At 68.1% G+C, this 21,614-nt stretch carries 22 protein-coding genes; 3 read left to right on the top strand and 19 right to left on the bottom strand.

Annotated elements, in window-relative coordinates; genetic code table 11:
* Entirely contained in the window at positions 1-729 is a 729-nt protein-coding gene (locus ACLJOO_RS33290) for a class I SAM-dependent methyltransferase (RefSeq protein ID WP_410791611.1), read from the top strand.
* Here ACLJOO_RS33290 and ACLJOO_RS33295 read toward each other — a convergent pair.
* The 16 genes from ACLJOO_RS33295 to ACLJOO_RS33370 form a co-directional block, all read right to left on the bottom strand.
* Positions 713-1,066 (bottom strand): GntR family transcriptional regulator, encoded by a 354-nt coding sequence (locus tag ACLJOO_RS33295; RefSeq protein WP_410791612.1) that lies wholly within the window; start codon positions 1,064-1,066, stop codon positions 713-715. The two genes, ACLJOO_RS33290 and ACLJOO_RS33295, sit on opposite strands and share 17 nt — an antisense overlap.
* A gap of 12 nt (positions 1,067-1,078) precedes the next feature.
* Positions 1,079-1,504, bottom strand: coding sequence for a VOC family protein (locus tag ACLJOO_RS33300; RefSeq protein WP_410791614.1), 426 nt, complete (start codon positions 1,502-1,504; stop codon positions 1,079-1,081).
* A 32-nt stretch (positions 1,505-1,536) separates the two neighbouring features.
* Positions 1,537-1,965 carry a helix-turn-helix transcriptional regulator gene (locus ACLJOO_RS33305; RefSeq protein ID WP_410791616.1) on the bottom strand — a complete coding sequence of 143 codons (429 nt, stop codon included), beginning with the start codon at positions 1,963-1,965 and terminating at the stop codon, positions 1,537-1,539.
* Between the two features lie 28 nt (positions 1,966-1,993).
* Entirely contained in the window at positions 1,994-2,899 is a 906-nt protein-coding gene (locus ACLJOO_RS33310) for a proline iminopeptidase-family hydrolase (protein WP_410791618.1), read from the bottom strand.
* A gap of 13 nt (positions 2,900-2,912) precedes the next feature.
* Positions 2,913-3,917 carry an alpha/beta fold hydrolase gene (locus tag ACLJOO_RS33315; RefSeq protein ID WP_410791620.1) on the bottom strand — a complete coding sequence of 335 codons (1,005 nt, stop codon included), beginning with the start codon at positions 3,915-3,917 and terminating at the stop codon, positions 2,913-2,915.
* Positions 3,914-4,834 carry an acetamidase/formamidase family protein gene (locus ACLJOO_RS33320; protein ID WP_410791622.1) on the bottom strand — a complete coding sequence of 307 codons (921 nt, stop codon included), beginning with the start codon at positions 4,832-4,834 and terminating at the stop codon, positions 3,914-3,916. Before ACLJOO_RS33320 ends, ACLJOO_RS33315 begins: the two co-directional genes overlap by 4 nt.
* A gap of 3 nt (positions 4,835-4,837) precedes the next feature.
* Positions 4,838-6,859, bottom strand: coding sequence for a dipeptide ABC transporter ATP-binding protein (locus ACLJOO_RS33325; RefSeq protein ID WP_410791624.1), 2,022 nt, complete (start codon positions 6,857-6,859; stop codon positions 4,838-4,840).
* Complete coding sequence (locus tag ACLJOO_RS33330; RefSeq protein WP_410791626.1) at positions 6,846-7,724, bottom strand: ABC transporter permease; 879 nt, start codon at positions 7,722-7,724, stop codon at positions 6,846-6,848. Before ACLJOO_RS33330 ends, ACLJOO_RS33325 begins: the two co-directional genes overlap by 14 nt.
* Positions 7,721-8,653 (bottom strand): ABC transporter permease, encoded by a 933-nt coding sequence (locus tag ACLJOO_RS33335; protein WP_410791627.1) that lies wholly within the window; start codon positions 8,651-8,653, stop codon positions 7,721-7,723. The genes ACLJOO_RS33330 and ACLJOO_RS33335 overlap by 4 nt, the downstream gene beginning before the upstream one ends.
* Entirely contained in the window at positions 8,653-10,311 is a 1,659-nt protein-coding gene (locus ACLJOO_RS33340; RefSeq protein WP_410791629.1) for an ABC transporter substrate-binding protein, read from the bottom strand. Before ACLJOO_RS33340 ends, ACLJOO_RS33335 begins: the two co-directional genes overlap by 1 nt.
* Positions 10,312-10,537: 226 nt before the next feature.
* Complete coding sequence (locus tag ACLJOO_RS33345; protein WP_410791631.1) at positions 10,538-11,230, bottom strand: GntR family transcriptional regulator; 693 nt, start codon at positions 11,228-11,230, stop codon at positions 10,538-10,540.
* 132 nt (positions 11,231-11,362) lie between these two features.
* Complete coding sequence (locus tag ACLJOO_RS33350) at positions 11,363-12,286, bottom strand: glycoside hydrolase family 19 protein (RefSeq protein ID WP_410791632.1); 924 nt, start codon at positions 12,284-12,286, stop codon at positions 11,363-11,365.
* 116 nt (positions 12,287-12,402) lie between these two features.
* A complete protein-coding gene (locus ACLJOO_RS33355) occupies positions 12,403-13,677 on the bottom strand; it encodes a winged helix-turn-helix domain-containing protein (RefSeq protein WP_410791634.1) in 1,275 nt (424 codons plus the stop codon).
* 35 nt (positions 13,678-13,712) lie between these two features.
* Complete coding sequence (gene aspS, locus ACLJOO_RS33360; protein WP_410791636.1) at positions 13,713-15,488, bottom strand: aspartate--tRNA ligase; 1,776 nt, start codon at positions 15,486-15,488, stop codon at positions 13,713-13,715.
* A complete protein-coding gene (gene hisS, locus ACLJOO_RS33365; protein WP_410791638.1) occupies positions 15,485-16,816 on the bottom strand; it encodes a histidine--tRNA ligase in 1,332 nt (443 codons plus the stop codon). The genes aspS and hisS overlap by 4 nt, the downstream gene beginning before the upstream one ends.
* A complete protein-coding gene (locus ACLJOO_RS33370) occupies positions 16,813-17,502 on the bottom strand; it encodes an MBL fold metallo-hydrolase (protein WP_410791639.1) in 690 nt (229 codons plus the stop codon). The genes hisS and ACLJOO_RS33370 overlap by 4 nt, the downstream gene beginning before the upstream one ends.
* 293 nt (positions 17,503-17,795) lie before the next feature.
* Between ACLJOO_RS33370 and ACLJOO_RS33375 the strand changes: the two genes are divergently transcribed.
* Together ACLJOO_RS33375 and ACLJOO_RS33380 are read left to right on the top strand one after the other, a co-directional pair.
* Positions 17,796-19,022 carry a DUF349 domain-containing protein gene (locus ACLJOO_RS33375; protein WP_410791641.1) on the top strand — a complete coding sequence of 409 codons (1,227 nt, stop codon included), beginning with the start codon at positions 17,796-17,798 and terminating at the stop codon, positions 19,020-19,022.
* 313 nt (positions 19,023-19,335) lie between these two features.
* Positions 19,336-19,554 (top strand): hypothetical protein, encoded by a 219-nt coding sequence (locus tag ACLJOO_RS33380; RefSeq protein WP_410791643.1) that lies wholly within the window; start codon positions 19,336-19,338, stop codon positions 19,552-19,554.
* On the opposite strand, the gene ACLJOO_RS33385 is transcribed toward ACLJOO_RS33380, so the two are convergent.
* The 3 genes from ACLJOO_RS33385 to ACLJOO_RS33395 form a co-directional block, all read right to left on the bottom strand.
* Positions 19,555-20,124 carry a GrpB family protein gene (locus tag ACLJOO_RS33385; RefSeq protein ID WP_410791644.1) on the bottom strand — a complete coding sequence of 190 codons (570 nt, stop codon included), beginning with the start codon at positions 20,122-20,124 and terminating at the stop codon, positions 19,555-19,557.
* Between the two features lie 65 nt (positions 20,125-20,189).
* Positions 20,190-20,957, bottom strand: a complete 768-nt coding sequence (locus tag ACLJOO_RS33390; RefSeq protein WP_410791645.1) for a hypothetical protein — start codon at positions 20,955-20,957, stop codon at positions 20,190-20,192.
* Position 20,958: 1 nt separating this feature from the next.
* The gene (locus ACLJOO_RS33395) at positions 20,959-21,546 is read right to left on the bottom strand and encodes a papain-like cysteine protease family protein (protein WP_410791646.1); all 588 of its coding nucleotides are present in this window, start codon (positions 21,544-21,546) and stop codon (positions 20,959-20,961) included.
* Positions 21,547-21,614: the final 68 nt, after the last annotated feature.

The following is a 21,614-nucleotide window of genomic DNA, read 5'->3' on the forward strand; positions in this document are numbered from 1 at the left end:
GTGCGGTACTACTACGCCGAGCACCAGGCGGCCTACCGGCGGCTCGAGCAAGAAGGTCTGACGCAGTGGAACGACCTGTTCGAGGACGATCGGACCGGTGACTTCGACGCGTTCCCGAACCGGGCGTTCCTCGAACGCGCCCTCGTCCGCCTAGGGCTCACCACAGCCGACGTACTGGAGTACGGCTGCGGCACCGGCGCCGCGGCATGCTTCCTCGCGGCGCGTGGGTTCCGCGTCGACGCGATCGACCTGATCCCGGAAGCGATCGCCCTCGCCCGCCGGTTCGCGCGACAGCGAGGTGTGAGCGTCAACTTCAGTGTGCAGGACGTGTGTGCGATGCCGGCCGGAAGCAAGCAGTACGACGTCATCCTCGACAGCTACTGCCTCCAGTCGATCGTCACGGACCCCGATCGTGCCAGCGTCCTCACCGCCGTACGCGACCGCCTGAAACCCAATGGCCACTACATCCTCTCCACAGCCATGTACGACCCGGACCGCGTCTACGAGGACAACTTCCGGTACGACGCCACCACCGGCATCTGCTACGAGAGATCCACCGAGCCAGCCGACGACGCCGTACAACTCGACAACACCTGGTACCTCCCCCACCGCCGCCACCTGCGCCCCGAGGCCCTCCGTGCCGAACTGGAAGCCAACGGCCTTCAGGTCCTCTCCCAGGAAGGCGAGCTCAGAGGCGACGTGATCTGCACGCCTACCAGGCGTGGGTGAGGATCTGGGTTGCTTCGGCCAATGACAGGCCCGCTTTGTGGGCGGCTCGGGCGAAGGTGACGGCCGCGGCATGCGTCGCGGCGTCGTTGATCTGGCTGCGGGAGGCCAGGACGAAGGTGCCGTTGCGGCCTCGGGTCTCGACCAGGTGGTCGGCTTCCAGTTCCTTGTAGGCGCGGGCGACGGTGTTCACGGCCAGCCCGAGGTCCAGCGACAGTTGGCGCACCGTCGGCAGCCGGGTGCCCCGCGCCAGCTCGCCCGCGCGGATCAACGCCTCGATCTGCGAGCGGACCTGCTCGTACGGCGGCGTCAGCCCGACCGGATCGACTGTGATGTCCATCCGGTCAGCATCTCAGGTGAAGTCCTCCGCGGTGTACGGGCGCTGCTCTACCAGGACCAGCCAGTTGCCCGAGTTGTCGCGCAGTACCGCTTCGACGCCGTACGGGCGGTCCGAGGGTTCCTGGATGTACTCGACGCCCTTGGCGGTCAGTTCGGCGAAGGTCTTGCGGCAGTCGTCGGTGGCGATGCCGAAGCCGTGCATGGTGCCCTTCGCCATCATCCGCTTGATCGCCGCGGTTGCTTCCTCGTCCAGCGGCGGGCCCGGCAGCGCGAGCTGCAGCTCCAGCTCCGGGTGGTCGGCGTGGTACACGGTGCACCAGCGGAAGTCGGGCAGACTCACGTCGTTCTTCAGCGCGAACCCGAGCTTCTCGGTGTAGAAGGCCTTCGCTTCGTCGATGTCGTCGACAAAGACACTGATCAGGCTGATGTTGGTGATCACGGCAGCTCCTCATCGTTGTGTTCGGTACGACGCTAGGCCCCGGACGCCCCCGCCGGCTTCTCCGGAATTGCTGAGTTCAGTCCCAGCATGAACACGAAACACCCCGGGATCCGCGCGCCGGCCTGCGTCCGCTGGTACTGCGTCGGCGTCATCCCCACCAGCTCGGTGAACCGCTGCGAGAACGACCCGAGGCTGCTGTACCCGACCATCCCGCACACCTCGGTGACGGTCAGGTTCGTCGCCCGCAACAGATCCGTCGCGCGCTCGATCCGCCGGCGCGTGACGTACTGCATCGGCGTCTCGCCGTACGCCGCCGCGAAACACCGCAGGAAGTGGTACTTCGACACACCCGCCGCGGCCGCCAGCGCAGCCAGGTCGAGCGGCTCGGCATAGTTGCGATCGGCAACGTCCCGAGCCCGCCGCAGATGCGGCAACAACTCCACCGGTACGACGATCGACACACTGTGAGCGTAGCCGGTCGGCCGGCGCTCAGGCCTCGCCGCGCAGAAACGTCTCGACGACCGCGACGTAGCGCTCCGGCTCCTCCACGTTCGGCAGATGGCTGGACTCCTGGAACACCTCCCAGCGCGCCCCCGGGATCAGCTCCGCGTACGGCGCCACGCACACCGGCCGGGCTTCGTCGTACGCACCTGAGAGGACGAGCGTCGGTACGGCGATCTCCGGCAGCCGGTCGACGATCGTCCAGTCCTTCAGGCTGCCGACGACGTGGAACTCGCTCGGCCCGTTCATCGTGTGATAGACGGTCGGGTCCGCATCGATCGACGCGAAGGCCGCCGCCACCTCCGGCGGGTTCGGGACGACCCGGCAGACGTGCCGTTCGTAGAACACCTTCATCGCGGCTTCGTACTCCGGCGATTCCGTCGTCTCGGCCTCCTCATGCTTGCGCAGGGTCGCCTCGACCTCCGCCGGCAGCTCCGCACGCAGCGACCCGGCGGCCTCGAGCCACAACGGCATCGAAGCCGGGGAGTTGGAGATCACCAGTCGCCGCAAACCGGCAGGACGCCGCACCGCGTGCTCCGCCGACAGCATGCCGCCCCACGACTGACCCAGGAGGTGATACTCGTCCGCGATCCCCAGATGGTCCAGGAGGTTGTCGAGCTCGGCCAGGAACAGGTCGACAGTCCAATACGAAGGGTCCGCGTCCTGGAGATGCGTCGAGTTGCCGCACCCGAGCTGGTCGTAGTGGATCACTGGCCTGTCCGCGGCCATCGCGGTCAACGACAGCAGGTACTGATGCGTCGCACCTGGGCCGCCGTGGGCGACGACCAGCGGTGTGACTCCGCTGCTCAGGTCACCGGTGATCCGGTACCAGGTCTCGCCGTCGGAGAACGGCACTCGCCCTTTGCTCGTCGACGGCAGGATCGCGTAGCTCATCAAGAGTGTCCTTTCAGGTGTCCAGCCAGTCACGCACCTGCCGACGGAGGAAGTCGAGGTCGGCGGGGATGTCGCGCGGTGAGCCCGCGCGATGCCCCCAGATGCTGGGGATCTCCACCAGTTCCGCTGTCCGCAACGAGGTCAGCTCCAGCTCGTTGTCCGCGGTTCGGAAGTAGAGGTCGGTGGCCGATGGCATCAGCAGCACCCTGGCTGTGATCGCCCTGAGCGCAGCGACCAGGTCTCCGTCGAACGGCGTACTGATGTCAGCCTCCAACCAGGTGAGCGCCTGCGCGTATTGGTCGGCGGCAGCGCCCTCGGCGAAGCGATCCACCCAATCAGTCTGCAGGTACGAGTCAAGATCCGGCGCTCCCAGCACGGACTCGAACAACCGCTCCCGGTAGAAGTCCTGACTCAGCCCCCACCCGGCGTACACGTGCGCGAACGCGCGCTTGGCGGCGACCGGCTCAGCCGTGAACCGCCCCTGGCCGTCGTACTCGGGGGCGGCTTCGAGGATCCGCAGCAACCCGGACAGGAAGACCCGGTTGTGCAGCGAGATCCGCGCGCTGCCGCAGACGACGATCGCGCGCTCGACGAAGTCGGGATAGCCGGCCGCCCAGTGGTACGCCTGGCCGGCGCCCATCGAGAACCCGTACGCCGCGGCGAGGCGATCGATCCCGAACTGCTCGGTGAGCAGCCGGTGCTGCGCGTGGACGTTGTCCGCCATCGTGACGAGCGACGGAAACTCCTGGTCCGTCGACGCGCTCGACGAGAGCCCGTTGCTGAACATGTCGGGGATGACGATGAACCACCGCTCGGAGTCCAGTACGCCGTCGGGCCCGATCAGCCACTCCTGCGTCTCGTGCGTCGCGCCGTAACTGCACGGGTAGACGATCGCGTTGTCGCGCGCCGGGGACAGCGTGCCGTAGGTCCGCCAGGACAGCCTGGCGTCGCGGATGACGCCGCCCTTCTCGACCTTCAGATCCCCGAGCTCGAAGCTGCCGGTCTGTACCCGGGTCATCCCAGCACGCCGGCCGGCAGCAGGGCGTGCACGCCCCAGGTCTGGTTCGCGACCTGGGTGACGCGGAGATCGACGGCGGTACTGGCAAGTGCCAGGGCGGTGCTCTTGCCGACGTCGAGGATCGCCTGCATCCAGCGCACCATCGCGTCGAGCGCGTCGCCGGTCGCGACGTTCAGGTCGGCGTCGAACCCGAAGGTGATCCGGCCCTCCGGAGTCTCCGCGTGGATCGACTCGATCGGGCGGGTCTCCCGGACCAGGTCCACGGTCAGAGTCGTGGTCATCGGGCACTCGATCGCCGTACCTCCCACCTCACCGTCGCCTTGCGCGGCGTGACCGTCGCCGAGGCTGAGCATCGCGTCCGCGACCGCGACCGGCAGATAGAGCGTCGACCCCGCGACCAAGGACCTGCAGTCGATGTTGCCGCCACCGACGGCTCGGGGCGGGATCGTGGAATGTTCGCCGCTGCTCTCGGGGGCCACGCCGATGACGCCGAGGAACGGTGCGAGGTCACGCGTGAAGCCACCGTTGCAGCGCCCGGTTCCAGCGTCAGGATCGAGATCCCAGAGCAGCCAGGCGGGTTGGTCGGTGACGCCCAGCCGCTCGGTGATCGGCGACTTCAGGGCGCCGGCGACGGTCCAGCCCCAGGGGTCGGGGGTGAGGGAGACCAAGTGGATCGCGAGCACGTCACCTGGCTGTGCGCCGCGGACCGCCATCGGCCCGGTCAGGCAGTGGCCGCGAGCCTCGTCGAACATCTTCGGCTGCTGCTCACCAGGTGTGGTCTGCGGTGACAGGTAGCCCGAAGCATCCAGTGAGTGGACGGTCAGCGTGTCGCCGGGATCGATCGTCAGCACCGCGGGCAGCTCGGCGGTGAACACGTCGACGGTTGTCTCGGGGGTTGCGTCCAGCTTGTGGATCATCGTCTACCTCACGGGCGTCAGGACGTGGGTGGTCAGGGGGTGGTGGCACGCGACAGCGTGCAGGCCGTCAGAGGGTTTCAGTACCGGGACCTCCGTGGCACAGCGCTCGGTCGCGAGCGGGCACCGGGTCCGGAAGTGGCAGCCGCTCGGCGGATCGATAGCCGACGGCAACTCTCCGCCGAGGCCGGTCGACCGGGCCGCGGCCTCCCGGTTCTTCGCCGACTCCGGCACCGGGATCGCCTTGATCAGCCCGGCCGTGTACGGGTGGCGTGGTGCGCTGTAGACATCCTCACCGGCTCCGAGCTCGACGAGTCGGCCCAGGTACATCACGCCGATCCGGTCGGCCAGGTACTTCAGCAGCGACAGGTCGTGCGAGATCACGACGTACGTCTGGCCGTACCGCTCCTGCAGCGACCGCATCAGGTTGAGGATCTGCGCCTGGACCGAGACGTCCAGCGCGGACACCGGCTCGTCCGCGACGATCACCTTCGGCCGGAGCGCCAGCGCCCGGGCCATCGCGATCCGCTGCCGCTGGCCACCCGAGAACTCGTGCGGGTAACGCTCCGCCGCCTCGGGTGGCAATCCGACCGCCGCCAGCAGTTCGGCCACCGTACGGCGTCGTTCGCGCCGGGTCCCGACTCCCTGGGCCACCAACGGTTCCGCGATCAGCGCGGCAACGGTCATCCGCGGATCGAGCGCGGCAGCCGAATCCTGGAACATCATCTGCAGATCACGCCGGCGCTTCCGGAACCCGGTCCGGCTCTGCGCCGACAGGTCCCGGCCGTCGAAGCTGACGGATCCGCTGGTCGGCCGTTCCAGCCCCACCAGCATTCGCCCGAGGGTGGTCTTGCCGCAGCCCGACTCCCCGACGATCCCCAGCGTCTCCCCAGCCGCGATGGTCAGCGTCACTCCCGACACCGCCTGCACCGCCCGCGACGGGGCGAAGGGCCGCTTCGACCGCACGCCGAACCGCTTGTGTACGTCGAAGAGCTGCACCAGCGAGTCAGATCCGCGCGGCTCGGTCGCCTCCCGGACGCCAGCGACCACAGCAGCGGCCGGGGTGCGCCCATCGGCCGGATGGAAGCAGGCGTGCAGGTGATCCCCACCGATCAGCGACGGATCAGCGCTGCGGCAGTCGTCCTGCGCGAACGCACACCGCGGAGCGAACCGGCATCCCGGCGCGAGGTCGAGCAACTTCGGCGGACTGCCGGGAATCGTGGCCAGCTCCGCGTTCCGGTCGAGTTCCAGCGTCGGCATCGCGGCGAGCAACGCCTCGGTGTACCGATGCCGCGGCGCCTCGAACAACTCCCGTACGCCGCTCTGCTCGACCACCTGTCCGCCGTACATGACCGCGACCCGGTCGGCGTACTCGGCGATCACTCCCATGTCGTGGGTGATCAGCAGGACGCCCATCGACAGCTGCGACTTCAGGTCGTCGATCAAGGTCAGGATCTGGGCCTGGATCGAGACGTCCAACGCGGTCGTCGGCTCGTCGGCGATCAGCAGCTTCGGATCGCACATCAGGCCGAGCGCGATCATCACCCGTTGCCGCATCCCGCCGGACAGCTGATGCGGATAGTCGTCCAGCCGCTCGCGCGGTCGCGGCATCCCCACCAGTCCGAGCACCTCGGTCGCCCGAGCCGTCGCAGCGGCGCGGCTGCTGCCGACGTGGATCCGGTACGCCTCCCGCAACTGACTGCCGATCGTCCGGACCGGGTTCAGCGAGGTCATCGGGTCCTGGAAGATCATCGCCAGCTCAGTGCCGCGCACCTTGCGCATGGCCGACTCGTCCAGTTCGGTCAGCTCGCGGCCGTCCAGCCGGATCGAGCCGCCGGTGATCGACCCACCGGGCGGCAGCAGCCTCATGATCGACATCCCGGTCATCGTCTTGCCGGACCCGGACTCCCCCACGACACCGAGAGTCTCCCCCGCCTCGACGGCGAAGCTCACCCCGTCGACAGGACAGATCCGGCCTTGTGCGGTGTCGATCTCGGTCCGCAGCCCGGTCACCTCAAGCAGACTCATGCGCGATGTCACCTCCGTGACGGGACAGCCGGATCGCGAGCCGGCGGAAGCTTCGCCCGAACCTGACCCCGGCCCGCGGATCCAGCACCCGCATCAGGTGATCGCCGGAGAAGTTCGCCAGCAGGATCGTCGCCATGATCGCGAGCCCGGGAAACGTCGACAGCCACCAGGCGTCGGCCAGATTGGTCGCACCGGCGGCCAGGTCACTGCCCCAGTCCGGCGCCGGCAGACGGACACCGAGACCGAGGAAGCTCAGGGTGGTGGCGGTCAGGATGCCCCAGCCGATCGCGCTGCTGCCGAGCACGACCACCTCGGTCAGCAGGTTGGGCAGCAAGTGCCGCCACGAGGTGCGCAGCGTGGTGGAACCGAACACCCGGGCCGCCTCGACATACTCGGCCTTGCGGAGCCGGCGGACCGAGGACTCGACCACCCGGGCGAAGCCCGGGGTGAACGCGATCCCGATCGCCAGCACGATGCTGCGGACACCAGACCCGGCGGTGGCGATCAGGATCAACGCGATCAGCAGCACCGGCAGGGCCAGGAACACGTCCACCAGACGCATCACCACGGCGTTGAGCCAGCGCGGCGCCACGCCGCCCAGTACTCCGATCGCGACGCCCGCGGCGCTGGCGAGAAGCACCCCCAGGAAGCTCGCGACCAGTACCGGACGCGCGCCGTACACGGTGCGGCTGTAGACATCCCGGCCGAGCAGATCAGTACCGAACAGATGGCTGCCGCTGGGGCCCTCGAGGTGCGCGTCACTCGTCGCGACCGGGTCGACGTGAGCCAGCACGCCGGGCGCGACCAGCAAGAGCAGCACCAGCAGGATGGCGAGGCTCAGGGCCGCCCACTTGAGCCGGCTCATGCGGCGGCCTCCTGTCTGGTGCGTGGATCGATGGCGCCGACGATCAGGTCCACGCCGAGATTGATCACCACGTAGGCGATCCCGATCACGACCACCGCACCCTGCACGACCGGTATGTTCTTGCTGGTGATCGAGGTGGCCAGGAAGCTCCCCAGCCCGGCGCGGCCGAAGATCACCTCGGTGATCGCGGCACCAGTCAGGATGTTGCCGAACTGCAGGCCGATCGTGGTCACCGCCGGCACCGAGGAGTTCCGCAGTACGTGCCGCAGCAGCACGCGCAGCTCGCCACTGCCGCGCGCCCTGGCGGACTTCACGTAGTCGCTGCGCAGCTCGTCGATCACGCGGCCGCGGACGAGTCGGGTCAGGATCGCCGCGTAGCCCCAGCCCAGCGAGACCGCCGGCAGCAGGAGGCTCTTGGCCGTACCGTCGTCGATCGCGGACAGCAGGTGCAGCTTGACACTGAACACCAGCACGAGCAGCAGGGCCAGGAAGAAGTACGGCACCGCGACGCCCGCGAACGAGATCCACCGCGCCGCGGTGTCCAGGATCGAACCCGGACGCATGCCCGCGACCAGTCCGAGCGGTACGCCGACCAGCACCGCCACCAGCATCGAGGTCGCCGTCAGGATCAGCGTACTCGGGGCCCGGGACAGCAACTCGTGGCTGACCGGGGTCTGGGTCAGGAACGACGTCCCCAGATTGCCGTGCACCAGGTTGATCGCGAAGTCGGCGTACTGCCGCCACAACGGATCGTCCAGTCCGAGTTGCTGCCGCAGCGTCGCGATCTGCTCCGGTGACGCGTTCGCGCCGTACAGGATCACTTTGGCCGGATCGCCTGGTACGACGTGCACCAGGACGAAGGCGATCAGGGTGATGCCGATGACGACCGGGATCGCCGCGCCCAACCGTCGCACCACGAACAGCGTCATCAGCCGACTGTGGCGCTGTGGAACGCCAGGTAGCCGTTCAGGGTCTGATGCAGGTTCTGCACCTTCGGCGACAGCGTGAACGCCCCGGCCACGTCCCACAGCGGCAGGTACATCGAGTCCTGCATCAGCTTCGCGCCGACCTGTTCGTACAGGCCGTTCCGGGTCGCGTCGGCAGCGGTCGCGTTCGCCTTGGCGATCAGTTTGTCCACCGCCGGGCTGGCGTAGTGCGACCAGTTGAAGCCGGACTGGATCGCGTTGGAGTTGACCCAGATGTTGAGCAGGTAGGGGTCCGCGCCGTAGTACCCGAATGAGCCCAGGTTGTGCGCGCCGGAGTTGAAGCTGGCCTGTGCCGTCGCGAACGGCTGTACGGCGGTGTTCGCGCTGAACCCGACCTTCTGCAGCTCCGACACGACGAACTGCGTCGGCAACTCCAGCCCGCCGCCGCTGAACAGGATGATCTCGAGGTTCAGCTTGGCGCCGTTCTTGGTCCGGGTCCCGCCGTCGCCGGCCGTCCAGCCGGCCTGGTCGAGCAGCTTGCCGGCCTTGTCCGGGTCGTAGGAGTAGGTCTTGCTCGCCGCCTCGCTGAAACCGGGCGTGATCGGGGTGAGCACGTTGTGCGCGGGCTTGTAGACGTCGTACAGGACGTCCTTCACGAGCGCGTCCTGGTCGACGGCGTACATGATCGCCTGCCGCACCAGCGGGTCGTCGGTCGGCGATTTGGTCACGTTGATCGGCATCCCCAGCGGCGTACCGATGGAGGGCACCAGCAACTGCTGGAACTTCCCGGACTTCTGCGCCGCGGAGATGTTGTTCGGCGGCAGGTTCATGGCGATCTGCAACTGCCCGCTCTGCAAGGCGTTGTAGCGGCCGCTGTCGTCGGTGACGATCCGGAACACCAGCTTGTCCAGCTTGGCCGGGCCGTCGCCCAGCGCCTTCGGACCCCAGGTGTACTTCGGATTCTTCAGCAGCGTCAGCTGGCTACCGGCCTGGTAGCTCTGGAACGTGAACGGTCCGGTCCCGACCGGATTGTTCCCGTAAGCCGTCGGCCCGTACTTCGCCAGCGCGGCCGGCGAGGAGATACCGAAGTTGCCGGCGGCCTGCTGATGCAGGAACGACGCGTTCGGCGCCGTGAAGACGATCTGCACGGTGTAGTCGTCGAGGATCTTCGTCTCCTTGTACGGCCCGAGCGCACCGAGACCGCTCTTGGACTTGGTCTTCGGGTCGACCACGTGGTCGTACGTCGCCTTGACCGCCTTCGCGTCGAACGTCGTCCCGTCGTGGAACGTCACGCCCTTGCGCAGCTTGAAGGTGTACACCGAGGCGTCGGGCGAGATCGTCCACGACTCCGCCAGGCCCGGGTGGAAGGCACTGCCACCCTTCCCGTCCGGCAGCCAGTAGACCAGCGGGTCGAACAGCGCGAACGAGATCAGCAGTGTCAGCGCGAGACCGGTGGCGCCTGGGTCGAGGGTGTCGGGGGTGGCATTGATTCCCATCGTCAGCGTGCCGCCACCGGCAGACGACGAGGCCGCGGACGAAGTGCTGTCACCGCAGGCCGTGAGCATCGGACCGAGGCCGATCCCGGCGGCTAGGCCGCCGCCCCAGCCGAGCAGCCGCCGGCGGGAGATCGGAGTGGTGACGGGAGAAGGCGTGAGATCCATGGGACGTGCTCCTTGGGCAGGCACGACAAGCTGTTCCGTATGTTGTATACGGTGCCTGCTACGTCCATGTTTCGTGACGAACACGAGGTGGTTTCGTTCGAGAGGTATGCACGGTGGAGATCGCCTGTAAAACAACAGGGTTGTGGTTCAGCCAACCGGAAATCCAGAGGAACCTGGACGTTGGCGCCGGAAGGACTGCGGTCGCCTGCTGTATACGGAGTTGCCTTCAGGCGGGGCCCAGCAGCGGCTCAGCCGGCTCGAGATGCGGGCGGAGCGCGTTGCGGACGCTGAGAACGTGATGGCGAGCCGCGGCCTCGGCGAGGTCGGGATCGCCCGCGGCGATCGCCGCGATCAGGCCGTCGTGCTCGGCCCAGGCCGCCGGGTTCTGCAGCGGGGCGCTCTGCCGCAACAACCACTGACCGCGCTTGACCATCGGGATCGCGAGAGCGATCAGGTAGTCGTTACGGGTCAGTTCGAAGATGAGCGAGTGCAGCTCGGTGTGCAGGGTGGACAAGACGTCGAGATCCTGATCCGGGCCGGACTCGCGGACCACGTCGAGAATGGTCCAAGCCCTGGTGATCAAGGCGGTTTCGGGGTTCTCGACCGACGCCGCCAGACGCGCGCCGAGCGGCTCCAGCGCGAGCCGGACGTGGAACAGGTCCTCGGCCTGCTGGGCCGACAGCTTGGCCACGAAGGCACCCCGCCGCGCCGTGACGTCGAGGAATCCCTCGGCCTCGAGCACCCGCATCGCCTCCCGGATCGGGTTGCGGGACACGCCCAGCTGCTGGGCCAGCCGGTCCTCGACCAGGCGCTCGCCCGGTGGCAGCGAGCCGGCCAGAATGAGGCGACGCAACTCGGCGGCGACCACGTCACGTAGCGGCCGGTGGCCGTCGCCGACGAGAACCGAGTTCGTGCTCACCCGGTTCATCGTATACGAACGGGGTCTTTCGTCAGAGCTCTGTGGGCTCCGTGCGCAACCCGCGGGCGCGGAACCCTCGCGAAGAGGAGGTGGTCCGCGCCCTCGGGACTGCTCTACTGGAATTCGCCTGAGTCAAGAGGCGAGAGCCTCGAACTGGGCGCGCGTCAGCTTGCTGGTGTCACCCTTCAGAGCGGACGGGCGGGTGCAGATCACGCCGGGCGGGACGGAGCCGGTCAGGTAGTTCAGCGCGGCCTTGAACGAATCGCAGCGGCGCTGGTCCTCGGCGCCGGCCGGGTAACCGATCGCGGCGTTGACGCGGCCCATGTCGAGGTTGTCGGCGTACGGATTGATGTCACGGGCAACGGTCCAGTACCAGCGGGCGATCGGCGCGCTCCACTGCAGCGACAGCGCGAGGTCCGGGTTGCCGAGCAGGTCGATGCCGAAGTATTGGCCGGCCGGTCCGTAGTTGAAGTCGCCGGTCAGCTGGATGTACCCGCGCCCGCCGTACGGGCGGGTGTCGCCGATCTCGCGGATGTTGTACTCCAGCCGCGACTCGTGCACCAGCGTCGCGAGGAACGCCGCCTTCCGGTACGGCGTGTTGATCTGAGCGTCCCGCATCGCCTGGTTCAGCGACGGCAGACCGGTCTCGACGAGCGACGGGTTGGCGATCCGACTGCCGAACATCGCCTGGACGTCGGCCAGCGTGATGTCACCCGCGGGCGGCTCGGAGCCGCATTCGGGTACGCCGGGAAGCTTGTCCTCGGGAATCGCGACGTACACGACGGTCACGTAGCCTCCGAGCGCGGGCACATGGGCCCACCACGAACTGGTCCCGTCCGAGTTGCTGACCAGGTCGCCACTCTTCTGGCAGTCAACGTCGATCGACGTGGGACCGCTCAACGTGCCGACGACAGCCGAGGAGAGATAGGCGTCGGCGCGGATGTTGACGCCGCTGCCGTACGTCTGGAAGACGGCCGCGTACGCCGGTGACGCGGCGACCAATGCGCCTGCCGTGAGACCGAGGCAGGTGAGAACAGCTAGGAGAAAACGACGCATTGAACAGCTCCTGGGGCGGTAGGAGGGGGCGGTCGCCGTGAAAACCTAACCAAGCATTCTCACAACGCCGCCAGTTTCCTCCACAATCCGGGAGGGCTCAACCCTTTCGACCAGGGCTAGTGCTCTGACCCTGAACGTTGGCCGGCGGTAACTGCCTTCGCCAGCTTCCCGGCGAGGTCGCCTTTCCTCGCCACCGAGACGTGTTCGAGCTCGAGCCATCCGGCAAGCAGCCGCAGCTCGTCCGCCAGTTCCAGAGCGACCGCGCCGGTAGCAGCCCCCGGCTCGGCGAATGCGCCGAGCACCCGCAGGACACCCGCACCGCGGTCGCTCTTGACATCGATCCGCGCCACAAGGCTGTCGCCGAGGAGGAACGGAAGCACGTAGTAACCGTGCAGCCGCTTGGCCGCCGGCGTGTAGAGCTCGATCCGATGGCGGAAGCCGAAGACCCTCTCGGTGCGCGGCCGCGACCAGACCAGCGGATCGAACGGCGACAGTAGGGCGCGCGCTTCGCGCGCGGGCACTGGGAGCCGCCCCGCCGTGACGTAGGCGGGTGCGCTCCAGCCTTCGACTCGGGCCGGGGTGAGGGCGCCGGCCTCGACCAGCTCGGCAACGCGCGTCTTGGACTCCGCCCGTGGCAGGCGGAAGTAGTCACCGAGGTCGGGCTCGGCCGCGACGCCGAGGCGCGCCGACGCGATCATCAGCAGCTGACGCTGCGCCTCGTCCTCGGACGGGGTCGGGCCGTCGAGGACGGCTGCGGGCAACACCCGCTCGGGAAGGTCATAACGGCGCTCGAAGCGGACGCGATGCGCGGCGCAGACGCGGCCGGCGAAGAAGAGGTAGTCGAGCGCGATCTTGCCCTCGCTCCAGTTGTACCAAGGGTTTCCGGGCTTGCGCACTGGCGTGGCGAACTCGGCGGCACGGATCGGACCCCGCTCGCGCACCGTGCGCAGAACCGACTCGAGCAGGTCAGGCTTCTCCGCGGCCAGGAGACGGGCAGGTCTCTCGGTGAGCTTCTCCGCTCGCGCCATCCGCCAGCGCAACAGCGGCTGCAGTTCGACCGGCAGTAGCGAGGCTTCGTGTCCCCAGTACTCGAACAGGCTGCGGTCGCGCCCGACCCGCGTCGCCGATCCGGCAGCAGTGTCAGCATGCGAGGCCAAGCGGTCGAGGATGCCCCGCGGGTAGGGGCCGAGCCGGGAGAAGAGCGGCAGGTAATGCGAGCGGCACAGGACGTTGACCGAGTCCAGCTGCAGCAGACCGACATCCTCGATCCCGCGCCGCAGGCGGCCGGCGTCGATCCGGCCGCCCGGCCGCCGTCGGCCCATGCCCTGCGCACCGAGTGCGACGCCTCGCGCCTCCGCCGCACTCAGCTCGATCTCGGGGTCGACGCCCACTCTCCTCGTTCTGGCGCTGACTTTGATCGACCTTCCTAGTTGTCCTTGGGCTCCGGCTTCGCGTCCACGCCGGCTTCCTTGCGCTGCTCGGGCGTGATCGGCGCCGGCGCCGCGGTCAGCGGGTCGAAACCGCCGCCGGACTTCGGGAACGCGATCACGTCGCGGATCGACTCGGTGCCGGCCAGCAGCGCCGTGATCCGGTCCCAGCCGAACGCGATCCCGCCGTGCGGCGGCGCGCCGAACTTGAACGCGTCGAGCAGGAACCCGAACTTCTCGCCAGCCTCGTCGTCGGTCAGCCCCATCACCTTGAACACGCGCTTCTGCACGTCCTCGCGGTGGATACGGATCGAGCCGCCGCCGATCTCGTTGCCGTTGCAGACGATGTCGTACGCGTACGCCAGCGCGGACCCCGGGTCGGTGTCGAACGTCTCCAGCGAGTCCGGCTTCGGCGACGTGAAGGCATGGTGTACGGCGGTCCACGCGCCGGACCCGACCGCGACATCACCCGCGGCGGTCGCGTCGTCGGCCGGCTCGAACAGCGGCGCGTCCACGACCCACACGAACGACCAGGTCGACTCGTCGATCAGACCGCCGCGACGGCCGATCTCCAGGCGGGCCGCGCCGAGCAGCGCCCGCGACGTCTTCACCGGACCGGCGGCGAAGAAGATGCAGTCACCCGGCTTCGCGCCGACGTGGTCGGCGATACCCGCGCGCTCCTCCTCGGACAGGTTCTTCGCGACCGGCCCGGCGAGTTCGCCGTCCTGTCCGACCAGCACGTAGGCCAATCCGCGAGCGCCCCGCTGCTTGGCCCACTCCTGCCACGCGTCCAGCTGCTTGCGCGGCTGGTCGGCGCCACCCGGCATCACGACAGCACCGACGTACGGCGCCTGGAACACGCGGAACGGCGTGTTCTTGAAGTACTCCGTGCACTCGACGAGCTCGAGGCCCATCCGCAGATCCGGCTTGTCGGAGCCGAACCGCGCCATCGCCTCGCCGTACGTCATCCGCGGGATCGGCGTCTGCACGTCGTACCCGACGAGCTTCCACAGCGCGGTGAGGATCTCCTCGGACAGCGCGATGATGTCGTCCTGGTCGACGAAGCTCATCTCGATGTCCAGCTGGGTGAACTCCGGCTGCCGGTCGGCGCGGAAGTCCTCGTCGCGGTAACAGCGGGCGATCTGGTAGTACCGCTCCATACCGGCCACCATCAGCAGCTGCTTGAACAGCTGCGGCGACTGCGGCAGCGCGTACCAGCTGCCCGGCTGCAGGCGGGCCGGCACCAGGAAGTCGCGAGCGCCTTCCGGCGTCGACTTGGTCAGCGTCGGCGTCTCGAGCTCGACGAAGTCGTGCTTCGACAGCACCTCACGGGCGGCCTTGTTCACCTCGCTGCGCAGGCGCAGCGCCGAACCCGGGCCCTGGCGGCGCAGGTCGAGGTACCGGTACTTGAGCCGGATCTCCTCGTTCACCGGCGTCGCGTGGTGCTCCTCGACCGGGAACGGCAGCGGGGCCGCCTCGTTCAGCACCTCGACCTCGGTGGCGATCACCTCGATCTCGCCGGTCGGCAGGTTCGGGTTCGCGTTGCCCTCGGGGCGCGGCGAGACCTCGCCGACGATCTTCAGGCAGTACTCCGAGCGCAGGCCGTGCGCGGCCTCCTCGTCGCGGATCACGACCTGGACGGTGCCGCTCGAGTCGCGCAGGTCGATGAACGCCACGCCGCCGTGATCGCGCCGCCGCGCCACCCAGCCCGCCAGAATCACGGTTTGGCCGGCATTCTCCGCGCGCAACGAGCCTGCGGAATGGGTACGGATCACGAGTTCTCCTCTTGCGTGTTGATGCTTGGTCGTAGGTCTTCGGCGGGCGGGGCCCAGGTGGCGGCGTCCGCGGGCAACTGCTCGCCGCTGCGGATGTCCTTCACCTCAGGCCCGTTCTCGGTGCTGAACCAGACGAACGGAATACCGCGGCGATCGGCGAACTTGATCTGCTTCCCGAACTTGGCGGCAGCCGGCGCCACCTCCACCGCAATCCCCCGCCCGCGCAGCTGGATCGCCGTCCGCATCGCCTCGGCCCGGTCGTCCTCCGAGTTGAGCGCGATCAGGACGGCAGTCGGCGTACGACGGCTCGCGGTCAGCAATCCCTTGCTGATCAAGCGGTGCACCAGCCGCGACACACCGATCGAGATCCCGACACCGGGGTACGTCGTCTTGCCGTCGGACGCCAGCGAGTCGTACCGCCCGCCGGAGCAGATCGACCCGTAGCCCTCGTCACCGATCAGCTGGGTCTCGTAGACCGTGCCGGTGTAGTAGTCGAGGCCGCGCGCGATCTTCAGGTCCGCCACCAGCAGACCCGGCGCGTGCTCGTTCGCCGCCGTCATGATCTGCGACAGTCGCTCGAGGCCCTCGTCGAGGACCTCGTGCTGCACGCCGAGCGCCCGTACCTGATCCGCGAAGGACGCGTCGGTGCTTGAGATCTCGGCCAGCCGCAGCACCTGCTTGGCGGTCTCCGCTGACAGGCCGGCCGCGGTCAGCAGGTCGGTCACCTTGTCCGGGCCGATCTTGTCCAGCTTGTCGACGATCCGGAGCGTTCCGGTGATGTCCTCGATGCCGAGGCCGCGGTAGAAGCCCTCCGGGATCTGCCGGGTGTTCACCTGGATCCGGAACGGCGGGATCGGCAGCTTCCGGAACGCGTCCGCGATCACGAGCGGCAGCTCGACCTCGTAGTGGAACGGCAGTTCGCCGCTGTCGATGATGTCGATGTCCGCCTGGGTGAATTCGCGGTACCGGCCCTCCTGCGGACGCTCACCGCGCCACACCTTCTGGATCTGGTAGCGCCGGAACGGAAACACCAGCTTGCCGCTGTTCTCCAGCACGTAGCGGGCGAACGGCACCGTCAGGTCGAAGTGCAGGCCGAGGGCCGCGTCCTCGTCCGCGCCGGCCGCGAGCCGCCGTACGCCGTAGATCTCCTTGTCGGCGTCCTCGCCCTGATTGGACAGCCGCTCGACCGGCTCGACCGCACGGGTCTCGATCGACGCGAAACCGTGCAGCTCGAACGTCTCCCGGATCACGTCGAGGAACTGCAGCTCGACGATCCGGTCAGACGGTAGGAATTCGGGGAACCCGCTGAGTGGGGTCACCTTGCTCATAAGTTCTGTATCTCCAGGTCCTGCAGGTAGGGGTTGGTCGCCTTCTCCCGGCCGATCGTGGTCTGGCCGCCATGACCCGGCAGGACGACGATCTCGTCGCGCATCGGCAGGATCTTGGTGGCCAACGTATGCAGCATCGCCGGATGGTCGCCGCCAGGCAGATCCGTCCGGCCGATCGACCCGGCGAACAACACGTCACCGGAGAACAGCACCGCGGGCACCTCTTCCGGCCCGTCGTACGGCGTAGTGAAGGTGACCGATCCTCGGGTGTGGCCTGGGGTGTGGTCGACCGTGAAGTTCAGGCCCGCGAGCTCCAGGGACTGCCCGTCCTTCAGTTCGGCCACGTCGTCGGGCTCGGCGAAGGTGTGATCGCCGCCGAGCAGCATCCGCGCCGTCTCCGGGCTGATCCCCGCCATCGGGTCGGCGAGCAGGTGCCGGTCGTCGGGGTGGATCCAGGCGGTCGCGTCATACGTCCCACAGACCGGGAGCACCGAGAACATGTGGTCGATGTGACCGTGCGTGAGCAGCACCGCGACGGGTTTCAGCTTGTTCTCCCGGACGACCTGCTCGACGCCGTCGGTCGCGTCCTGACCGGGGTCGACGACGATGCACTCCGCGCCCTGGCCGGTGGCGACGACGTAGCAGTTCGTACCCCACGCACCCGCGGGGAACCCGGCGATGAGCACGACAAACCTTCCTGGAACGAATTCGGGAACACCTAGGCGGTGTCCCGTGGGACCACCGGACACCCCCTAAGGCTACCGGTGCGGATCGGGTGAGAACGAACCGGATTGTGACGCAACACCGTTGCGCCTGAGCTGGGAGTTTGTGATTGTTCAGGGATAAGCCTTCGCACGCCGGAGGCTTGAGCGTCGAGAAGGCAGCTCGACGCGCCCAGGCGGGCCCTGTCCGCGCGGTTGGACCGGGGACTGACCAGAATGGGCACGAGCGCAGTGCATACCGCCGGAAGGGGCGAGTTGTGGCCGGAGAGAACTGGGGCCGGGTAGCCGAGGACGGAACGGTCTTCGTACGGACGAAGGACGGTGAACGGGCGGTCGGCCAGTGGCCGGACGCGAACCCGGAGGAAGCCCTCGCCTTCTACACCCGCCGGTACGACGCGCTGGCCTTCGAGGTCGAGCTGCTGGAGCAGCGGGTCCAGGCCGGCACGGTCTCCCCGGACGACGCCCGCGCCGCGGTCAAGAAGGTCACCGGCTCGATCGAGGACGCCCAGGCCGTCGGCGACCTGGACGGCCTGCTGACCCGCCTCGAGGCCCTCACTCCCCTGGTCGCGCAGCAGCGTGAACGGCGCAAGGCCGAACGGGCTGCCAAGGTCGAGGAGGCGCGCTCCGCCAAGACCAAGATCGCCACCGAGGCCGAGACCATCGCAGCCGGCACCGACTGGCGGCACGGCGTGACCCGGCTTCGCGAACTGCTCGACGAGTGGAAGGCACTCCCCCGGCTCGACAAGTCCAGCGACGACGAGCTCTGGCACCGGTTCTCCTCTGCGCGTACGACGTACACGCGGCATCGCAAGCAGCACTTCGCGGAGCTGTCCTCCAAGCGTGAAGAGGCCGCCCTGGTGAAGGAGCGGCTCGCCGCCGAGGCGGAGTCCCTCGCGTCGTCGAACGAATGGGGCCCGACGTCCGGGCGCTTCCGGGACCTGATGCGGCAGTGGAAGGCCGCCGGACCGGCACCGCGCGAGGTGGACGACAAGCTGTGGGCACGGTTCCGGGCCGCGCAGGACCTGTTCTTCGGTGCGCGGGACGCCGTACAGGCTGAGGAGAACGCGGAGCAGGTTCAGAACCTGCAGGCCAAGGAAGCGCTGCTGACCGAGATCGAGACGATCCTGCCGGTCGAGGACGCGCGTACCGCTCGTGAGCAGCTCCGCGACTACCTGGACCGCTGGGACCAGATCGGCAAGGTCCCGCGGGACTCGATGCGCGCCATCGACGGGCGGCTGCGCGCCGTCGAGCAGGCCGTGAAGGCGGCCGAGGACGAGGTCTGGAACCGCAGCAACCCCGAGGCCCGCGCCCGCGCCGAGGCCACGGTCAAGCAGCTCCAGTCCCTGATCTCGGACCTGGAGAAGCAGGCCAGCAAGTTCGAGTCCCAGGGCAACACCCGCAAGGCCACCGAAGCCCGCGAAGCCATCGCCGCCCGCCGCGAATGGCTAACCCAAGCCCAAAACGCCCTCACCGACTTCAGCTAACCCACCCCTGTGGACAACTTTCCGCAGGAATCGTCGGATTCAGCGATGCTTTGCGGATGTTTCCTGCTGACCTGCCGCTGTACTTCTGCGGCATCCCGTTCCGTGCACATCAGGTAGGGCGCAAGCTCCAGTGGCTCTTGGCCCGGGGTGAGATCCGGCAGTTGATAGGCGGCGTGTACGTCGACGTGCGGGTGCCGGAAACCATCGTGCTCAGGGCCGACGCGCTACCCGCTTCCCCCGCCCCGAACTCCAGGTCCGCGTCGAGGGCAACGGGCGGACGTATCGGTTGGATCTGGGGTATCCGGATCGGCCGGTGGACGAGCGGCGACTGGGCTTGGAGTACGACAGTGACCAGTGGCATTCGTCGACCAAACAACAGCTGAAGGACGAAACCCGCCGTACGGAACTGGACGCCCTGGGTCGGCACATCATCTCGGTACGACGAACGGATCTGTGGGGCTCCTATCCGGCGCTGGAGTTGGCCGTTGGTGGGTTCTTGTGTCAGGATCCTCGGCTGCCGCGGCGGTGGTGATCAGGGGATGCTCCAGCCGGTTTGAGTTGCCCAGTGTTCGGCGGCGGTCATGAGGAGGTTGGTGGCGGGGGCTTTGATTTGGCCGTAGTCGTTGAGGTTGGGGACGGATTGGGCTAGGCGTTGCTTGAAGGCGGCCCAGGTTTGGCGGGCGTCTTGGTTGGCGCGGAGGTAGTCGCGGAACAGTAGGGCGTAGCGCGTGTTCGGGCCGGTCGCGACGCGGACGTGGGTGTTGGTGGCGCGTTCTCCGACTGGTGGGGCGAAGACGAGCTTCTCGCAGGCTTGCCCGTACGACGTTTCGGTGTGATTCCACGGTTCGGGGCGGCAGCGGAAGCCGGCGGACTCCAGTAGATCGACGAGGTCCGGGGCTAGAGCGTGTACGCGGATCTGCGCGTCGATGCAGTTCTTGGCGGCGAGGCCTGGGACGGACGTCGAGCCGATGTGGTCGATCGCGACGGCCCGATCGCCAACCGCGGCCCGCAGTCGGCCAGCGAGGTGCTTGAACTCGGACGGCCAATCCGGGTTGTAGTCGACGACAGCTACCGCAGGTCCTAGCTCATCCGGGAAAGGCATTCGCCGATGATCCCAACCACCCGGCTCGCCGCACCAATGGATTAGTACGACGAACCGGGCAGGAGTCAGTCGTTGTAGCGCATCTTGACCGCGTACCGGCGAGCGAGCACCAGGAGTGCGAGCACGAGCACGCCACCGGTGATCAACAGGAGGTGGGTGTTGGCCGGCGCGACCTCAGCGGCGGCCGTAGCCGAGCTGTTGGGGTCGTAGCCGCCAGCCATGCCGACGTCGTTGTAGTGCGTGCCCGGGAGCTTGTCGGAGTAGCGGTTGGAGACGAGCTCCTGGTAGGCGGTGACGGTGATCGGTCGGGCGCCGATCGACTTGATGGCCGACTGGTTGAGGGGCCGCACCTGAGTGCCGGAGAGGGTGTACCACGCGCCGATCTGAGGCTCGGTGAACACAAGCGCACCCGCGGCAGCCGACACCATCCGCGCCTCGGTGTTGCCCGAGGCCACGTTCACGGCATGCCACGCGCCCTTCGCGTCCGGCGTGGTGAAGACGGTCAACGTCCGACCACCTTGCGCCGCAGTGGTCGCGGCGTACCAGAAGGTCGCGACCGGCGCCGCAGCGTCACGCACGAAGGCAGGGTTGAGTGCGTAGATCGGCTGCGTGTCCCGCGCGACGCTCGCCACGGCCTTCGCCGTACCGCCGGCCTTGCCCAGCAGGCTCAGCGCCTCGGACGAACGCGCGGCATTAGTTGCCTTGGACAACTCCGTCGGCGCGACCGGCTGCGGACCTGCCGCACCGGCCAGACCGGCGGCGGCGAACGTGAAACCGAGACCAGCAGCGAGTACGGCGGCGCAGCGGAGCAGGACGTTCTTCGGGCGGCGCATGTCAGGCTCCGATCCGGTACAGGGAATGCGTCCAGGTGAACTGCGAGTTGGACCGGTACCAGTTGTAGGTCGAGTAGTTGTAGCGCGGATCGTCCGGCCACGGGTTGTAGTACTCGATGGTCGAGTCGGAGGCGTCGTACCCGATGATGTCCATCATGTGACCGCCGCCCGAGGTCCAGCCGATCCGCGTCATCACCGGGCGGCCGGCGGCGATCTCGGTGACGAGCGTGCTGAAGCCGAGCGTGGACGAGACGTAGCTGCCGGCGCTGATCCCGATCGCCCGGAAGGCGTTCTGGTCGTTGCCGAGCGTGGCCTGGTTGTTCGGGCAGGTGCCGTTCATCGAGTAGCCGAAGGCAAGGTTGCAGAACTGGTTCTGCGAGTACGAGCGGCCGTAGAACGCGGCGATGCTGTTGCCGCTCGCGGCCCAGCACCAGTTCGACTTCTGCTGGGCCTGGCCGGTGACGTTCAGGTAGTAGCTGCTGGGTGCGGCCGAGGCCGGCGGGGCGAGCGGGGCCAGCGTCACCAGACCGAGAATCGTGGCCAGGAGCAACGACCAGGTGCGACGAGGCCTAGGGCGGAGCCTGCGCATGAGTCCTCCTTCGAGAGGGGTACTGCGGAGTGGGCGGAGTCCATCGTCGGGACGGGATCGCGGCGCGG

The sequence above is a fragment of the Kribbella sp. C-35 genome, from assembly GCF_046549195.1.
GTDB lineage: Bacteria > Actinomycetota > Actinomycetes > Propionibacteriales > Kribbellaceae > Kribbella.